The sequence below is a fragment of the Quyinboa mangrovi genome (assembly GCF_042219825.1).
Lineage (GTDB): Bacteria > Bacteroidota > Bacteroidia > Bacteroidales > UBA5342 > JBHJHP01.
In genome coordinates this window covers 1-17,978 of the sequence record NZ_JBHJHQ010000002.1, presented here as the reverse complement: position 1 = coordinate 17,978, position 17,978 = coordinate 1, and the positions used below count along the sequence as shown (strand labels likewise).

Here is a 17,978-nt window from a genome sequence, read left to right as displayed (position 1 = left end):
ATTTTAATTCCTGCTAAAATACGAATATTTTCCCCACTTTACCCCACCATACCCCACTTTTTTTAACAAATTGTAAACATATGTTAATAACTTTTCCCACTATTTATCATGGATTTAATACATTTCTGATTATCCCTATAATTAACACCAGCCAGCAACGTCAAAAAACCTTTAACGGCTATACAGAAATAAAAAAAATATTAACTTTGCACGTTTAAATTCAGGATAAACACAAGGGTAAGATGAATATTGAACCTTTAGAAATTGACATTAAGAAGGTTTTTGAAGACAAAAGTCCGGGACTGGCAAAAAAGATACCTGGGTTCATTATCAACTATCTCAAGCGCATTATCCATCAGGATGAAATCAATGTATTTCTTGCGCAACACGGACACAAAACCGGTAAGGATTTTACGGAAGCCATTCTTGGCTTACTAAGCTTGAAAGTCAATGTAAAGGGCATAAATGAAATTCCATTACATGCACGATATACATTTGCTTCCAACCATCCACTGGGAGGCCTGGACGGGATTGCGCTCCTGGATCAGATAAAAGGAAAATTCGGTGATGTAAAAATTCTGGCCAATGATATCCTGATGAACATCAAAAATCTGGATCCTTTTTTCATCCCCGTGAATAAGCATGGCGGACAGAACAAAGATTTTCTGGCTGCTATGAATGATACATACGCAAGTGATTCTCAGATTGCTGTTTTCCCTGCCGGACTTGTATCCAGGCGCTCAAGAGGCATAATCAGGGATCTTGAATGGAAAAAATCCTTTATCACAAAGACCGTAAAATATGAACGCGATGTAGTTCCGGTCCATGTAAGTGGCAGAATTTCAAATTTCTTTTACAACCTTGCAAACTTTAGAAAGTTATTAAGCGTTAAAACTAATATTGAAATGCTTTACTTGCCAAACGAAATGTTTAAATTTAAGAATAAAGAAATTACAATTACTTTCGGCAAACCTATCTCCTATAAAACTTTTACCAAAAATAAAAAACCAGCAGAATGGGCTGCTGATGTTAAAGAAAAAGTTTACGAACTTGCAAAACAAGAATGATGGAAGAAATAATTGCAAAGGTTGACAGGGAATTAATAAAGCAGGAATTAAATAATAAAACCTTCTTAAGAGATACCAACAAGGGAGGCAATCAGATTTATGTGTTTACGCACCATACATCTCCCAATATGATGAGAGAAGTTGGCCGGTTACGCGAAATTTCCTTCCGGAATGCTGGTGGCGGCACAGGTAAGTCCTCCGACATAGATAAATACGATCTTCAGGAAAATCCATACCGGCAATTGATCGTCTGGGATCCTGAAGCAGAGGAAATACTTGGAGGATATCGATATATGCTCGGTGCAGATATTCCAAGAGATGAAAACGGGAACGTACTAATAGCTACAGCCAGACTTTTTAATTATACTGAGAAATTCATTGATAATTATCTGCCTTATACTATTGAATTAGGCCGCTCGTTTGTACAACCGGATTACCAAACATCTAAAGCGGGAGCAAAAGCACTTTTTGCACTGGATAATCTTTGGGACGGCCTTGGAGCTTTATGCGTGGATCATCCTGAAATAAAGTACTTCTTTGGCAAGGTAACTATGTATCCACATTTTAATACCGAAGCAAGGGACATGATTCTTTCTTTCATGCAAAAACATTTTCCTGATCCCGAAGATATGATTAAACCTTTTAAACCTCTAAAGATTGAATTAACAGAGGAAGAGACCAATCGTTTATTTTCCACAGGAAATTACAAAGAAGACTATAAAATTCTGAATGCAGAAGTCAGAAAAAGAGGTGTAAATATTCCACCTTTAGTTAATGCTTACATGAACCTTTCACCAACAATGAAAACATTTGGCACGGCTATAAATGATGTTTTCGGAGACGTAGAGGAAACTGGCATCATGATAACCATTGCTGATATATTTGACGATAAGAAAAAACGATATATCGAAAGCTATGTCCTGGAATCGGATTCAAAGGCAAACATTGAGTTCAAATGAAGGTCGGCATCCTGATGCACTGCATTGAGATGCTAAACATTCCTTTCTGCTTTAATTTTTTTAAGGGTGCGCTGAATTCCTTTATATCCGGCACGCATTAATGGTGTGCCTGCAAATGATCGGTTAAAATCCTGTTCGTTATATTCAGACCATCTGTCTACTGTGAGTTTCATTAAATCATTTCGTGGATTAAAATCCGGTTCTGTTGTTGGCTTACTCTTTTTATTCCATGGACACACATCCTGACAGATGTCACACCCAAAGACTCTGTTATACATACTATCGACTTCCCAAATTTCTTCATCCTTTTTTTCTATGGTAAGGTAGGACAAACATTTCTCAGAGTTAATAACACCAGGAGCAACAATAGCTTTTGTCGGACAAGCATTAATACACTTCATACAGCTTCCACAGGCCATCACTGCAGGCTTGCCATATTCAAGTTCAGCATCAATAATCAGCTCACCCATCACAAAATAAGAACCTGATCGGGGATGAATCAAACACCCATTTTTACCGATCCAGCCCATTCCTGAAATTTCACCCCACGGCTTTTCCATCACAGGTGCCGAATCGACAAATGCCCTTCCACTTATTCCATACTCCGCAACTAGCTGATTCAGAACTTTAAGCAGTTTTTTCTTTAAAACCTTATGATAATCTCTGCCATAGGCGTATTTAGCAATCTGTGGAATTTCCCCCGGCTGTTTGTTTTCGGGGTAATAATTCATAATAGCCACAACAACCGACTTAGCCCCAGGAACAAGTACTGCCGGATCAACACGCTTGTCCTTATAATTTTCCATAAAAGACATCTCCGCATGGTAATCCTTTTCAAGCCATTGAGTAAAAGACGGAATATATTCATCCAGTTTTCTAACCCGCGCAAATGTAACGTCAGTAAATCCCTGTTCAAGGATCAATGATTTTATATGTTCAGTCAGAATTTCCAGAGACTTATCTGTCATTTAAGAATTTCGTTTAACTTTTTCTCCAACTCAATCGGATCATTGTATTTGCCAACAATTTCACCCTTCTTATTAATAAGGTAATTCGTTGGAACTTCCTGCACATTATACATCCAGACAGCTTTTGAACTTGCGCCTTTGAAATCACATAATGAAATCCAGTTTATGTTATCATCATCAAGAGCTACTTCCCATAAAACTTTGCTTTTATCCAACGAACACTGATAAATTTCAAGCCCTCTTTTTTTGTATTTATTATAAATAGATTTCAGGATTCTGTTGTTTACGCGTGAATCCTGATTCGTTGAAGCCCAATAGTTAAGGATTACTGTTTTCCCTTTCAAACTACTTAGTTTTATGGAGTCTCCATTAATATCAGGCATTTCTATATCGGGTAAACCCTGCGAAGCTTCCTCAAGCATTTTTGTAAATCTTTCCTGTCGCTGAACCCGGATTGCATCTTCAACTTTTGCATATAATGCTTTGGTTCTTGGCGCATTAGGGTAATAAATGTTTAAGGAAGTTGCCAGAGCTCCGAAATATTTGAAATCATTTTTATCATACGGATTAAATAAGGCGTATGTGTCATCAAGCCTCTGATAAAGCACATAATACCCAAAGAAAGAACGCGGATCTTCCATCACCATCTGACCTGCCTCTTTTTTATAGGTATTGATTTCATCAATAATATTATTTACAATCTGCTCCTTTTCAGTTTGATCCAAAGTTGCATCCCATGCTTTACGATAGTTTTGGTACCCTATCCTCAACGCGCGTAATTTTCTATCCAACTCCAGTATTTTTTTACTCTCGTTGCTACCTGATATTTCTGTGTTTTGAAGTATATCGGGATATTCAGAGTTAACCGTAATATGTTCAGCAGAATCTGCCAGTATGGTAACTGTTTCCTTCGGCCCGAATTGCAAAAAATAAAATTCAGGATATTCAGGAGAAGGCAATGTGAACTTAAATTTTCCATTAGACTTTAACTGTATTGAATCCAACAACTCCATTTTTTGCGATCCAAGCATTTTCAGGTAGACAAATTCATGTTGCGCATTATCTAACTTACCATCAATCAGTAAACCTTTAGGTTTATTATTACAGGAAATGGCTACAATAGTTAAGAAAAGAATATAAAACGTCTTTTTCATTTTAATATAATTGGGTTAAGATCAGAGTACAAATATAATATGATTTACACTACATATTCTAAAATCTACAATTGTATTAAAAAACACGTAATTTAGTTTTAATCTAACATCTGATTCCCGATATTCATTTCATTTTTTAACTATATTTGCCCCTCAGTTTACGAAAAAGAACAAATATTAATAATTTAAAATCTATTTATTATGACAACATTTTTCTGGTTGATTCCCCTGTCAGCTGTAGTTGCTCTGGTTTTTGCATGGATCTTTTTCAAGTCTATGATGAAAAACTCAGAGGGCACACCTAGAATGAAGGAGATCGCTCAGCATGTTAGAGATGGGGCTATGGCTTACCTAAAAAGACAATACAAAGTCGTAGGAATTGTCTTTATTATTCTTGTTATTTTACTCGCCGTAATGGCATATTTCAAAGTCCAAAATCCATTCGTACCAATTGCCTTCCTTACAGGCGGTATATTCTCCGGGTTATGTGGATTTCTCGGAATGAAAACAGCAACCTTTGCTTCCGCAAGAACGGCACACGGAGCTTCTCAATCCCTGAATAAAGGACTAAAGGTAGCTTTCCGAAGCGGTGCCGTTATGGGACTAGTTGTTGTTGGTTTTGCACTGCTTGATATTGCTGCCTGGTTTTGGTTTTTAAACACTGTTGTTTTTACACCTGAACATATGCAGGCAGGTTTACATTTTGCCGGTTTAACACTAGTACACCCCGGAACTTCTGAGACACAGAAACTGGTGGAAATTACAGCGACGATGTTAACATTTGGTATGGGTGCCTCAACGCAGGCATTGTTTGCACGTGTTGGCGGAGGTATTTATACAAAAGCAGCTGACGTAGGTGCCGACCTCGTCGGTAAAGTAGAAGCCGGTATTCCTGAAGACGACCCGCGCAACCCTGCAACTATTGCAGATAACGTAGGTGATAATGTTGGTGACGTGGCCGGTATGGGTGCAGACCTTTACGAGAGTTACGCAGGATCAATCCTTGCTACGGCTGCACTTGGCGCTGCACTTCCTGCAGTAGTTCTGAAAAACTCCGGACTTGATCCTGTAAAAGCTGTTACTGCTCCAATGTTTGTTGCGGCAATAGGTATCATACTATCTATTATAGGTATATTTCTGGTCAGAACCAAAGAATCAGCTACACAAAAAAACCTGCTGAATGCACTCCTTTTAGGTACCGGAGGCAGTTCATTACTTATCCTGCTGGCTCTGGCAGGCATGGCAGCAACTGGTTGGATAACCTGGGGAGTTTTCGGGTCAGTAGTAATCGGACTGGCAGCCGGTGTTATCATTGGTCAGGCCACAGAACATTACACTTCTGATGAATATAAACCTACAAAAGGAATTGCAAAACAGGCACAGCAGGGACCTGCTACAACCATTATCGATGGACTTGCCGTTGGTATGTATTCTACATGGATTCCGGTTGTAACAATTGTGCTTGGTATTCTGGGTGCTTTTTACAGTGCCGGTGGAAGTACATATTTTTCAATGGGTGTATACGGAATTGGATTTGCAGCTGTCGGTATGCTTTCTACCCTGGGAATTACCCTGGCAACAGATGCATTCGGCCCAATCGCAGATAATGCAGGTGGTAATGCCGAAATGAGTGAATTGCCTAAAGAAGTAAGGGAAAGAACTGATGCACTTGACATGCTTGGGAATACAACCGCTGCTACTGGTAAAGGTTTTGCTATTGGATCTGCTGCATTGACAGCCATGGCTCTTATTTCAGCCTATATGGAAGAAGTAAGATTGTGGTTTGATAAAATTGCAAAAGCGGGTGAAGGATTCGTAAGTAAAGGTTCGTATGTCTTCTATCATGATGTGGCACCTGCAGTGGCGGATGGCATTAAAGCAGTAAGCATATCAGGAGCTTCGGTAAAAGACTTTTCAGCTGCTTATGACATCACTCTTTTCAACCCACTTTTTCTCGGTGGACTTTTTATCGGTTCCATGATGGCATTTTTATTCAGTGCCATGACAATGAAAGCTGTAGGACGTGCTGCAGGAGCAATGGTTGATGAAGTTCGCCGTCAGTTCCGTGAGATTAAAGGAATTCTGGAAGGCAAAGCTACACCAGAATACGCTAAATGTGTGGAAATTTCTACTAAAGGTGCTCAAAGAGAAATGCTGCTGCCTTCCTTGGTGGCAATCATAGTTCCAGTTATAGTAGGCGCCTCTATGGGCGTCGCAGGTGTAATTGGATTGCTGGCTGGAGGTCTTACCGCAGGATTTACACTTGCAGTATTTATGAACAATGCAGGTGGTGCATGGGACAACGCCAAAAAATTTATTGAAAAAGGAAATTACGGAGGGAAAGGAAGTGAAGCTCATAAAGCAGGTGTCGTTGGTGATACTGTAGGTGATCCTTTCAAAGATACTGCGGGCCCGAGCCTTAATATCCTTATTAAATTAATGACCATGGTTTCGGTTGTTATGGCAGGTGTAACCGTAACACTAAGTTTATTGTAAAGCATTTAACATAAATATAGTTGCAAAGAGGCTGTCAACAGACAGCCTCTTTTTGCTTTCTGGTTAACAGATTATATCCAATTAATATTTAAAACTTTACCTACCCTATTTTAAGTTAAAGGGTAAAATTACCCAAGCGACCTCCAAGGGTTTCTTTCTGTTTATGGCATAATTTTTTATACTTTTGTTTAACCAAAACGCCATTGTTTTAATGAAACAGAAATTACAATTACTGTTTTTGGGTTTGGTTTTAATTCAGTTGTCCAGCGCAGAAAATAATCCTCTGGTAAGCATTGTACCCTTTACAATTAGTCAGAACGGACAAATAATTATTAAAGCTTGCTTAAACAATAAAGAATTTCCTGCCAGATTCTGTGTTGAAACCAACGGGAAAAATCTTCTGAGATCTGATAAGGAAGATAGGTTAAACTATTATAATCTCCATTCAGATTTAGAAGTCACGAATATTGACACATTGGTAATTGGCTCATGCCATTTTTTTAACTGTAGCTTCAGAATTGCCAACAGACTTGAAAAAAGAGGTGAATTTGCCTTCCCTGATTCCATACTGGGAACAATAGGTCCGGAATTATTTAAGGACAAAATCCTGCAAATTGATTATGCCCAGAAAGTGATTAAAATTTCAACCTCCTTAGATGCACTAAACATACCGGATAGTGCTTTTAAAATTGAGTTTCGTGACGACAGAAAATCAGCGGGGATTAATCTGGAGCTTCAAACCAAAGATTTCGGGTCCTACGATATAGCGGTAGACACTAGATCTCCTTTGGGCATACATTTGTTTTATTCTGATCTTCCATCTTCACAGCGAAAAAAACACAAGGACAATTTCAAGCATTGTGCAGTCAAACTGGATGGAGTCCACAATAAGACATTTGTATATTATGAACCTGAGATAATGAGCCTTAACAAGCTAATTCAGATTAATAATCAGCCAGTTTGGTTCTCTGATTTTATTCCAAACAGTATCGGAAATGCGTTTTTAAATCAGTTCAGAATAACTCTGGATTTCAAAGAACATCTGCTTTACCTTGAACCGATTACCTACAAAGGGAAACAGATGCTTTCTCCTTTATAAAAAACCGCCTAAAAACACGTCATGATTTTCGGTCTTTTCTTTGATAATAAGAAAATATAGTTTACTTTTGCAGTCCGATTATCATCCGCTAAAAAGCAACTGTCTGTAGTACAGACAAATAAACAATCGAACCAGCATTTTTAGATGCTTTTTGTGGTTCATAAACTTTAAAATTGAAAAAAGTGGATACATTAAGTTTTAAAACTGTTTCGGCAAATAAAGCGACTGCTAACAAGGAATGGGTTGTTATTGATGCAACAGACGCTGTATTGGGCCGTTTATCATCAATGGTTGCCAAAATATTGCGTGGCAAACTAAAACCTGAATTCACACCTCATGTTGATTGTGGGGATAATGTGATAATTATTAACGCTGAAAAAATTGTACTTACGGGTAATAAATGGGATCAGCGTCAGCACGTAAGCCATTCAGGTTATCCAGGAGGACAGAAAATTAAGTCTCCTAAGGATGTTTTTGAAAAACAACCTGAAAAGCTGATTCAGCAGGCCGTTAAAGGTATGTTACCTAAAAACCGTCTGTCTCGTGCAATCATGAAGAATTTATATGTGTATGTTGGTTCCGAGCACCCACATGAAGCTCAGAAACCAAAAGTTGTAGATTTAAAAACCCTTAAATAATTAATATGGAAGTAATTAACGCGATTGGCAGACGTAAAGCAGCAATTGCCCGTATTTACGTAAAAGAGGGTTCTGGTAAAGTTACCATCAACAAAAGGGATTTAACGGAATATTTCCCATCAAGCATTTTACAGTACATTGTTAAGCAACCGCTTCAGACGATTGAAGTAGCTGACAAATATGACGTTACTGCAAATCTTGACGGTGGAGGTTCAAAAGGACAGGCAGAGGCTCTTCGTCTTGCTATTGCACGTGCATTAGTAAAGATTGACGAAGAAAGCAAACCTGCTCTGAAAGCTGAAGGATTCCTTACTCGTGATTCACGCGTTGTTGAACGTAAAAAACCGGGACGTCCAAAAGCAAGGAAGAGATTCCAGTTCTCTAAACGTTAATATTGCGTTTGTCATAGCAAGTCGTTTAGTATCTAAATTCACGGGACTTTCACCTGAAACTACCCGCGAATTGAGTTTTTTAAAAGAAGGTAAACGTTAAAATTTTAAACATGCCAAGAACAAGTTTCGAACAATTATTAGATGCCGGATGTCATTTTGGCCACTTAAAAAGAAAGTGGAATCCGGCAATGGCTCCCTATATCTTTATGGAGCGTAATGGTATTCACATTATCGACCTGCACAAGACTGTTGCAAAAGTTGATGAATCAGCCAATGCCTTAAAACAGATTGCAAAATCAGGTCGTAAAATTTTATTTGTTGCAACCAAGAAGCAGGCTAAAGATATTATTTCAAGTAAGGTTTCTACAGTCAACATGCCTTATGTTACTGAACGTTGGGCCGGTGGTATGCTTACCAACTTCCCTACTATCCGTAAAGCTGTCAAAAAAATGACTTCCATTGATAAAATGGCAACCGACGGAACGTTCGCCACTCTTTCGAAAAGAGAAAAATTGCAGATTACTCGTCAGAGAGCTAAACTGGATAAAATCCTTGGAAGTATTGCTGATATGACACGTCTTCCTGCAGCACTTTTTGTAGTGGATGTAATGAAAGAACATATCGCGGTGAAAGAAGCTATCCGTTTGGGTATTCCTGTATTCGGAATTGTTGACACAAATTCAAATCCGTCAAATATTGACTTTGTTATTCCTGCAAACGATGATGCATCAAAATCAATAGAACTGATTGTAGACATCATGACGCAGGCTATCGCCGAAGGTTTACAGGAACGTAAAGCAGAGCGTGAAGCTGAAGCATCAACCAGAAAAGAAAGCAAAACTCCTGCTAAAGGTAAAAAAGCAGCTGCAAAAAAAGCTCAACCTTTAAATGAAGATGATGACGATCAGGATGATGTAGAAGATGATGACAATTCAGAAGAAGATAACGATTAAATAAAACTTAAATAAAATGGCTATCAAAGCATCAGATGTTAGCAAGCTTCGTCAAATGACAGGCGCCGGTATGATGGATTGTAAAAATGCATTAACCGAAGCCAACGGTGATTTCGACAAAGCTGTTGAAATAATACGTAAAAAAGGTCAGTTAGTAGCAAGTAAACGTGCAGATAAAGAAGCCAGCGAAGGTTGTGTTCTTTCTGGAACCAATGGTAATTTTGCTGCTGTTGTTGCATTAAAATGTGAAACAGACTTCGTTGCCAAGAATGACAACTTTGTAGCTTTTACTCAAAGTATTCTTGATGCTGCTCTGGAAAACAAACCAGCTGACGTTGAAGCACTAAAAGCGATCAGTTTAAACGGTTCAACTATTGGCGATCAAATCGTTGAACAGATTGGGATCATTGGTGAAAAACTGGAACTGGACTACTATGATACTATAGAAGCAGAAACAGTAGTTGCATATATTCACCCTGGTAACAAGCTGGCGACAGTTGTTGGTTTGAATAAAGCCGGTATTGATGAGCTGGTTGCTAAAGATGTTGCTATGCAGGTAGCTGCTATGGCTCCAATCGCTGTTAATCGTGATGGTGTTGATCAGGCAACTATCGAGAAAGAACTTGAAATTGGTCGTGAAAAAGCCCGTGAAGAAGGTAAACCGGAACAGATTCTTGACAAAATAGCTGAGGGTCGTCTGAATAAATTCTTCCAGGAAAGTACATTACTGGAACAGTCTTTTATAAAAGAAGCGAAAATAAGCGTTAAAAGCTATTTACAGAGTGTAAATAAAGACCTGACAGTTACTGATTTCAAACGTTATACATTGAACGTATAATATAACTCAAATTGTTTTATAGATAAGAGGTTCAATTAAGTTTGGACCTCTTTTTTTGTCTAATAAAATACAATCTCTTTTACCATTTCCTGATCGAACTGTTCGTTTATAGAATTTATCAGATGCGACTTAGCCATTGACAACTCCTGCCGGGCAGCTGATGATGTCATGGTAACGTATAATGTTTTGTTTTTAAAGTAAACCTTACTGGTATATTTAGCAAACATTGCTCCGACTATCCCGGGCCATGCATCTATCACTTCCTGTTCATCAAATCGTTTATCGAGATTGTTTTCACGCAACATATCTCTGATAATGGATTTAATATCCTGTGTATTATTTTTTCTCACGCGCTTTTGGTTTTACTGATTTCCCAACCGGACTGCACAAGATAAATAACATTCTCTTCGTTTATTTTTTCCAGTATTGTCACCAAATGATCCCGGTTGGTATCGGTTATAAATATCTGCCCGAATGTGTCTCCTGAAACCAGTTTAACAATTGCTTCCACACGGTAACTATCCAGCTTATCAAAAATATCATCCAGTAAAAGTATAGGTGAAATATTATTAACCTTACGAATGAACTCAAACTGGGCAAATTTAAGCGAAATTAAAAATGTTTTCTGCTGGCCCTGGGATCCGATTTTCTTTATCGGATATCCATCGATATAAGGCACCAGATCATCTTTGTGAATTCCCAAAGAAGTGAACCCGAGGATCAGGTCCTTTTCAAAACTGCCTTCAAGCTGCTTCAGATATTCCGGCTCATGCATATTCGACTCATATGCAATATTCACGGTCTCCCGACCGATAGAGATGATATCGTGGTAATTCTGAAATACCGGAATCAACTTATCAATAAAATTCTTCCGTACTTCATAAATCAACGTTCCCCAATGTACTAATTGCTGATCCAGAATTTCGATCAGACTACGGTCGTAAGAACGGCTCTCCCTTAACTGTTTAAGCAGTGCATTACGCTGTTGTATAACTTTGTTATACTGTATTAACGCATTCAAATAATGCCGGTCGTATTGTGATATCACACCGTCAATATAACGCCTGCGTTCATCACTACCTTCAGATATCAACCGGCTATCCGCGGGTGAAACCATCACAACCGGCAGTAATCCGATGTGTTCTGATAATTTTTGGTATTCCTTTTTATTACGTTTTACCTGCTTTTTCTGTTTGCGTTTTAATCCGCAGGAAATATTTTCTTCCTTCCCCTGGCGCTGGTAAATCCCCTGAAGCATAAAGAACCCTTCTTCATGTTTTATGCTCAGGCTGTCGGACGCATTAAAATAACTTCTGCAAAACGACAAATAATAAATGGCATCAATAAGGTTTGTTTTACCGACTCCATTGTCGCCAATAAAACAGTTGATCTTGGAACAAAAGTCGAGATCGGCCTGCTCTATATTTTTAAAATTTACAACTGAAAGACGTTCTAGAAACATAAATAACCATTTGCAGGTAACAAAGATAATATTTGAAAAATCCAATCAGAAGAATAAACCAATTTATTAAAAAGAAACTCCGGCCCCAAATAACAGGTGCCCTGCAATTATGGGTGTGGTGGCATAACCGTCCACAACTCCGATATGAGCATATCCGAAACTCAACTTTGCCTCTGCCAATATAAATAAATGATCCCAGACATAATATCTTTTTTGAAAAGAGCCCTGTAAACTACCGCCATGAATATTATATCCTGCATTAAAAAAACCTCCCTTTTCTTCAAGTCTTTTGCCATTAACAGTGGTTTCGTCATGAGAAATAACGGGGCCAAGTCCCACTCTAAATACTCCAATTCTATTGATCCATATATGATTCAACCAAAGCTGATTATAACCATGTGATACAGAAAAATGAGAAACCACATCATTTGTATTAGTCAGATATATTTTTAGATGGTTCATTTCAAGTTCCCAACCGTGAGAATCTGTTTGATAACCGATTCTGTACGAATAATAAAAAGGCATTTCAAGGGATCTTGTCTCATATCGTGCTGTAAAAGAAGCAACTTTAGCACCTTCCTGGTAAACATTTAACGGCATAGGCAATGCTCCGGATACTCCGGGTAAAAATTCCAATGTAAAACGATGCTGCGAAAGCATATCTTCCATTAAAAAATTGCTCAATAACAGGAATATAACTGACATTACTTTTTTCATGGTTTTAAGTTAAGAAAATTTCATTTAGCAGGGGAATAATTAATTTTTAAAATTTTTTATTTCACCTAAATAATATACATTTGCGTACCGAAAAAAACAGCAATACAATGGCGAATAAACAGAATAATAAAAATCATCAGGGAGAAAATTTTGAAAACGTTGAACAGGCGTTAACCAAATCAGAAGAATTTATTGAAAGAAATCAAAAACAACTTGTAATTGGTTTATTAATCATTGTTGCTATTGTTGCAGCGGTTATGGGTTACCATCGTTTCTATCTTCAGCCACTGGAAAAAGAAGCACAAACTCAAATGTTTCTTGGGGAACAGTATTTTGCTGCCGATTCATTTAAACTGGCTCTTCAGGGTGACGGTAACTTCCTTGGATTTGAATATATTTCTGACGAATACAGCGCAACGAAATCAGGAAGTCTGGCTGCATACTATGCAGGAATTTCTTACATGCATCTGGGAGACTATCAGTCTGCTATTGATTACCTCAATAAATTTGACGGTGATGATGATCTGGTTGCTCCGGTAGCATTGGGAGCCAAAGGCGACTGCTATATGGAATTGGGAGAATATGCTGATGCTATCAGTAGTTATAAGTCTGCTGCAGATTATAACAATGAATTTACAACTCCTATTCATCTTAAAAAGTTAGGTATTGCATACGTAACTAACGGAGACAATGACAAGGCAATACAAACATTCAATACAATAAAGGAAAAGTACAGTAAAAGTGCTGAAGCCAGAGATGTTGAGAAGTATATTGCATTGATAAAATAATTGGGAAAACAAAACTAACATGGTTAAGGCTGGCTTATTAAGCCGGCCTTAATTGTCTTAAACAGATACATTATGGCAACCAGTTTAAAAAATCTTTCGGATTACGACATAACCTCAGTTCCTGATGCTTCGGCTTATAAGTTTGGCATTGTGGTTTCGGAATGGAATGAACAGATTACGGGGGCACTTAAAAACGGTGCTTATGACTCTTTAATCAGGCACGGCGTAAAAGAAGAAAACATTCTGGTTAAATATGTTCCCGGAAGTTTTGAATTAACGCACGGGGCAAAAGTTATGCTGGACAAAACCGATGTGGATGCAGTAATATGTCTTGGTTGTGTTATCAAAGGCGATACGCCTCATTTTGATTATGTTTGCCAGGGTGTTACCCAGGGTATTGCTCATTTGAATGTAAAGTATGATGCTCCGGTAATTTTTGGCATTCTTACAACTGACAACCTTCAGCAGGCTCTGGATCGTGCCGGCGGAATTCATGGCAACAAAGGGGATGAAGGAGCTATTACAGCCATTAAGATGGTATCCTTTTCTAAGAGTCTGGATCAGGAATAATCAGTTCTTTTGCAACGATTGCTTTAAAATCAGCAGAGCTTCCGGTCCACAATTGAATAACAGATCGGCAATGCTCAGATTCGGCATAAAACCAAACTTTTCCTTAAAAACCTGGTAGTATTCCACAATCCGGTACTCCGGATCCATAACTGCCTTTTTAGGATGAATAACTTCTCTGAAATCATAGCCGGAAGCTTCCTGATACGTTTCGGAATAAATATAGTCGGCATCCAAATCAAGCGCATCAAGAACAACGCGTTGCAATCCGTCATTAAAATCCAAAAGAAAGCGATACTCTTCTTCGTAGAAAGGCGCAAAGTCATCGGCATAAAACTCAAAAAACGGCGTGTTATTATATGCCGCAATTAGTGCTCTCCAGTGTTGTTGCTGCCATTTTCTACTGTTATCCAACTGAACATCTTTAACCAGAGAATTATTCCCATTTGGCCTGACAACAGGAATAGTGAGGCTCTCAGGGCCATTGCCGGTCATTATATTACAACGGTTGCGATACGTTTGCTTAATGTAACTATCGTATTTTTCAATTATGACTTTCCGGTTCAAAAATTTGGTATAATACTGAACCGGTCCGAGATAAGCCGTTGTAAGTATTGCGGATTGACCCATATCCCGAAGTTAACTATTTCATTAAAAATAATAATAAACGACCATTAAAAAGCGATTATTTATAGCTCCATCAGTAACAGAATAAAGCCCATCAGAAGAATTAAAGCCCTCAATCCCATATTTTGCCCTTGTATGTTCAAATTCCAGAATTATGCGCAAATTTCTGTAATTACGTGCCAAATGCCCGGACAACCTGTACATACTTTGTATTTCCGGCTTTAATCCCCAGCTGTAAACCGGATTTTCCTCCGATCCTGTATTAACTAACGGCTTCCTCGTTCCCATGTTCAGAAAATATCCGGCAAAACCACCAACCTGCCATACCTTTCCATAAACTGCATTAATAAAGTGGGCCGATGATTTATAATTCGTATAGGTATAATCACCTGTAATATCATCTATCGCACTTACTCCATAACCACCTGGAATTAACAGATAGCTCGTATTTTCTCCAATAGTAGATTTAGCCTTAAGCGTAAGGTTACCGGTTTTAATTTGCCCGTAGGCCATAAAAATCATCGAGTGCTCAGTATTCTTTGCCACATAATTATTGATTGTAGTAACCTGAGGATGGATGATTTTATAACTCATTCCTGCCCCTAGTGTACCAATCCCTTTGCTTATTTCTGCTCCTGTAAAAACCTCCGGCATCACGGCATTCCTGTGATACTGATCCGTTTTACCATCCGGCCCGTAACTCAAATATTGAAACTCACTAATTCCTGCAGCCGATACTGTTAAAGCCTTGTATGTATAGTCATAACGGATCTGTGGACTTCTGTTAAAAGGCTGAAACGGAGCACCTGTATTTAGTGAACCTACCGTAGGATAAATCTGGCCTGCCCACATAGGATGCCAGGTTTGGCCGACTGTAAGCACTGATTTTTCCCAGTTAAATTTTACATTCGCCTGCCTTAATCTTATAATTCCTGTAAGAGAAGATGGGTGTCCTGCAAAATCTCCTTCGATGTTGGCAACAGTTTTGGCGCCCAGTAGATCGGGACCGTAAGCCTTCATCCCAACCCTGGTTCCCATCAAAACCAAATCTGCCGATTGTTGAGAATTTATCTGCTGCCCCTGCGCATCTTTTCCTGCATATAATGGGAACAGGTAAAACTGATCCGAAGCACTGTTCAACCCTTTGTAAGAATCTGTGAAAAGATCTGCCCTGATAAAACCGTAAAATTCAAATTTTTTGTTGTTCTTCTCCTGCGAAAAGCTAATAAAACCAACTGTCAGAAATAAAATAATACTAAAAAAAACGCCCTTAACTTTCACCATTTCCATGTTAAATTTTGAGGGCACAAAGGTGACAAAATAACCTTGATTTTTAAAACAAAAAAGACTCCAAATACCTGATAAAATATAATTTGGAGTCCTTCTGTATAATTATATTCTTAAACCGTATTCCCTTACTTTTCCAGCCACTTTTTTAAGGTTCGGACAGCCTTCTTCTTCTTAAAATAAGGCAGATTGTTAATCCTTGCCCGATGACTTCCATGCGGTTTATATATTACCAACTGGTCCTTTCTGTCTCCCTTGACATATGCAGGAGCTGACCACGGATCCCATTCCCCGTAAATAAAAAGCATATTATTACCGTTCTTCTGAACCTCTTCGCTTGCCCATTTCATGGTTTCGAGCCACTTAGGCTTACAAACTCCTTTAAGAAAGTAATTTAAAAGATAATTACCCGCGTCTTTCATCACAAGATATTGTTTAAACGGTTTGGTATCATAACCATAATATCCTAACTCATGAGCAGCCTGAACAAAGAATGACAAATACTTTTTGGATCCTTCTATTGAAAAATAATCCGGTGAACTTACATCCATAAAATTTTTAAAGATCACCGAGTCCGGTGCATTAGTTACCGGTATATCTTTAACTGATTTTCCCCACTGCCAGAACGCAAAGGAATACTCAAGTACACAAAGATCATAGACTGTATCCAGGTTCGCTTTAAAGGTATAATGGTTCCTGTCAATAAATGCTTTAAAACTACTCATTAGCCTGTCTCTTCTTTTCAGAACCTCAAGTTGAAAATCCAGTATCTTTTTACGATCTTTTGCAGTACCAATTGCATTTGCAATAAAGGGCTCATGCCTGCCATCTTCCACGCCAAAATTTACAGGTGCCACATAAGGAACCGTTACGTCAACATCATCGGGATAATATGCTTTGTACAGAATTGCTGTTTGTCCGCCTTTGCTAATGCCCGTTGCGATCCATTTACCTGTGTAAATAGTTTTAAACATCTGATTGATTACATGTTGATCTGCAGCTGCATTTTTGGTAGTAAGATATTTCCAGTTGAGCGGATCGGGGGTTGAACTTTCGAAATACCGATGTTCAATACATAACTGATTCGCATCCAAAATATCACATAGCTCGTTTTTATACGATTTTCGTAATGCATAGTTGGCGTTATAACCTTCAGTAATCATTACCATAGGGTTTGAATATCCCTTATGGCAAAGAATTACGCGCTGGTTAAAAAATCCCTTTGTGGTATCACTATGATCCACAGGTTGTTTAACCTGTACCAAATATTTTTCGCTAAAAAACGAAATTACATCCAATTCCTCAATGCTGGTTACATTGGGAAGCTTCTGTATTTTGTCAAATAATTCAGAAGCCCGTATCCCGTGAAATGTAACCAATAATATTACCAGTAAAATAGTTTGCTTTTTCATTTGTGTGTCATTTCATTTGTCTGATAGAAATACAAATATAACTATTAAGAAAAGAAAATCATCCGAACAGATTTATGGTTTTAAAGCGATTAATCCACTAAGCATCAACAAAAAAAGATCAACTAATTTCTCAATTGCTCTTTTCTATAAAATGGCGGCTTCCGATAGCTATCGGAACTATTTTCCCAGCCCGGCACCAACAGGGGCGGGACGGTAACACCGGCGCTATTGGGCTTATCCGTCAGCTGACGGATCGGAATGGGAAGAGGTGCATTTATTAGTTTTCTATTTACTTGACAGGGTTCTGTTCCCTGTTAGATCTGACTTAAACATATAAAAAAAGCCTTCCAGATTACTCTGAAAGGCTTTTCTATAAAATGGCGGCGACCTACTTTCCCACAATACGCAGTATCATCGGCGCTATTGGGCTTAACTTCTCTGTTCGGAATGGGAAGAGGTGGAACCCCAACGCTATAACCACCTTAAGATCTTTAATTTAGTTGTAAGTAATAAGTTATAAGTTGTAAGTAGTAAGTTTAAGTTAAACATATCAT

18 protein-coding genes and 1 rRNA gene are annotated in these 17,978 nt (G+C 38.3%); 10 read left to right on the top strand and 9 right to left on the bottom strand.

Going from position 1 to position 17,978, the window contains the following annotated elements; genetic code table 11:
- The first annotated feature begins 242 nt into the window (after positions 1-242).
- Positions 243-1,067 (top strand): lyso-glycine lipid O-acyltransferase GlsA, encoded by an 825-nt coding sequence (locus tag ACE1ET_RS03465; RefSeq protein WP_375726971.1) that lies wholly within the window; start codon positions 243-245, stop codon positions 1,065-1,067.
- Complete coding sequence (locus tag ACE1ET_RS03460; RefSeq protein WP_375726970.1) at positions 1,064-2,026, top strand: glycine N(alpha)-acyltransferase GlsB; 963 nt, start codon at positions 1,064-1,066, stop codon at positions 2,024-2,026. The genes ACE1ET_RS03465 and ACE1ET_RS03460 overlap by 4 nt, the downstream gene beginning before the upstream one ends.
- A gap of 32 nt (positions 2,027-2,058) precedes the next feature.
- Here the strand turns inward: ACE1ET_RS03460 and queG are convergent, their stop codons facing one another.
- Positions 2,059-2,994, bottom strand: a complete 936-nt coding sequence (gene queG / locus ACE1ET_RS03455) for a tRNA epoxyqueuosine(34) reductase QueG (RefSeq protein WP_375726969.1) — start codon at positions 2,992-2,994, stop codon at positions 2,059-2,061.
- Positions 2,991-4,148 (bottom strand): redoxin domain-containing protein, encoded by a 1,158-nt coding sequence (locus ACE1ET_RS03450; protein ID WP_375726968.1) that lies wholly within the window; start codon positions 4,146-4,148, stop codon positions 2,991-2,993. The genes queG and ACE1ET_RS03450 overlap by 4 nt, the downstream gene beginning before the upstream one ends.
- Positions 4,149-4,349: 201 nt before the next feature.
- Between ACE1ET_RS03450 and ACE1ET_RS03445 the strand changes: the two genes are divergently transcribed.
- The 6 genes from ACE1ET_RS03445 to tsf all read left to right on the top strand — a co-directional run bounded on the left by ACE1ET_RS03445 (position 4,350) and on the right by tsf (position 10,564).
- On the top strand, positions 4,350-6,644 hold the full coding sequence (locus tag ACE1ET_RS03445; protein ID WP_375726967.1) for a sodium-translocating pyrophosphatase: 2,295 nt from the start codon (positions 4,350-4,352) through the stop codon (positions 6,642-6,644).
- A gap of 211 nt (positions 6,645-6,855) precedes the next feature.
- Positions 6,856-7,743: a hypothetical protein gene (locus ACE1ET_RS03440; protein WP_375726966.1), complete on the top strand. Its 888-nt coding sequence runs from the start codon at positions 6,856-6,858 to the stop codon at positions 7,741-7,743.
- 182 nt (positions 7,744-7,925) lie between these two features.
- Positions 7,926-8,381 (top strand): 50S ribosomal protein L13, encoded by a 456-nt coding sequence (gene rplM / locus ACE1ET_RS03435; protein ID WP_375727498.1) that lies wholly within the window; start codon positions 7,926-7,928, stop codon positions 8,379-8,381.
- Between the two features lie 5 nt (positions 8,382-8,386).
- Complete coding sequence (gene rpsI, locus ACE1ET_RS03430; RefSeq protein ID WP_375726965.1) at positions 8,387-8,773, top strand: 30S ribosomal protein S9; 387 nt, start codon at positions 8,387-8,389, stop codon at positions 8,771-8,773.
- A gap of 110 nt (positions 8,774-8,883) precedes the next feature.
- Entirely contained in the window at positions 8,884-9,726 is an 843-nt protein-coding gene (gene rpsB, locus ACE1ET_RS03425; RefSeq protein WP_375726964.1) for a 30S ribosomal protein S2, read from the top strand.
- Between the two features lie 16 nt (positions 9,727-9,742).
- Entirely contained in the window at positions 9,743-10,564 is an 822-nt protein-coding gene (tsf, locus tag ACE1ET_RS03420; protein ID WP_375726963.1) for a translation elongation factor Ts, read from the top strand.
- A gap of 59 nt (positions 10,565-10,623) precedes the next feature.
- On the opposite strand, the gene ACE1ET_RS03415 is transcribed toward tsf, so the two are convergent.
- The 3 genes from ACE1ET_RS03415 to ACE1ET_RS03405 form a co-directional block, all read right to left on the bottom strand.
- Positions 10,624-10,914, bottom strand: coding sequence for a DciA family protein (locus tag ACE1ET_RS03415; protein ID WP_375726962.1), 291 nt, complete (start codon positions 10,912-10,914; stop codon positions 10,624-10,626).
- Entirely contained in the window at positions 10,911-12,026 is a 1,116-nt protein-coding gene (gene recF, locus ACE1ET_RS03410) for a DNA replication/repair protein RecF (protein ID WP_375726961.1), read from the bottom strand. The genes ACE1ET_RS03415 and recF overlap by 4 nt, the downstream gene beginning before the upstream one ends.
- A 66-nt stretch (positions 12,027-12,092) precedes the next feature.
- Positions 12,093-12,743: a hypothetical protein gene (locus ACE1ET_RS03405; RefSeq protein WP_375726960.1), complete on the bottom strand. Its 651-nt coding sequence runs from the start codon at positions 12,741-12,743 to the stop codon at positions 12,093-12,095.
- A 107-nt stretch (positions 12,744-12,850) separates the two neighbouring features.
- Between ACE1ET_RS03405 and ACE1ET_RS03400 the strand changes: the two genes are divergently transcribed.
- Together ACE1ET_RS03400 and ribH are read left to right on the top strand one after the other, a co-directional pair.
- Positions 12,851-13,531, top strand: a complete 681-nt coding sequence (locus tag ACE1ET_RS03400) for a tetratricopeptide repeat protein (protein ID WP_375726959.1) — start codon at positions 12,851-12,853, stop codon at positions 13,529-13,531.
- Between the two features lie 72 nt (positions 13,532-13,603).
- Positions 13,604-14,101 carry a 6,7-dimethyl-8-ribityllumazine synthase gene (gene ribH, locus ACE1ET_RS03395; RefSeq protein ID WP_375726958.1) on the top strand — a complete coding sequence of 166 codons (498 nt, stop codon included), beginning with the start codon at positions 13,604-13,606 and terminating at the stop codon, positions 14,099-14,101.
- Here the strand turns inward: ribH and ACE1ET_RS03390 are convergent, their stop codons facing one another.
- The 4 genes from ACE1ET_RS03390 to rrf all read right to left on the bottom strand — a co-directional run bounded on the left by ACE1ET_RS03390 (position 14,102) and on the right by rrf (position 17,909).
- A complete protein-coding gene (locus tag ACE1ET_RS03390) occupies positions 14,102-14,728 on the bottom strand; it encodes a WbqC family protein (protein ID WP_375726957.1) in 627 nt (208 codons plus the stop codon).
- A 21-nt stretch (positions 14,729-14,749) separates the two neighbouring features.
- Entirely contained in the window at positions 14,750-16,009 is a 1,260-nt protein-coding gene (locus tag ACE1ET_RS03385) for a hypothetical protein (protein WP_375726956.1), read from the bottom strand.
- A 131-nt stretch (positions 16,010-16,140) separates the two neighbouring features.
- Positions 16,141-17,424, bottom strand: coding sequence for a S28 family serine protease (locus ACE1ET_RS03380; protein WP_375726955.1), 1,284 nt, complete (start codon positions 17,422-17,424; stop codon positions 16,141-16,143).
- Positions 17,425-17,799: 375 nt separating this feature from the next.
- Positions 17,800-17,909, bottom strand: a 5S ribosomal RNA gene (rrf, locus tag ACE1ET_RS03375).
- Positions 17,910-17,978 lie beyond the last annotated feature (69 nt).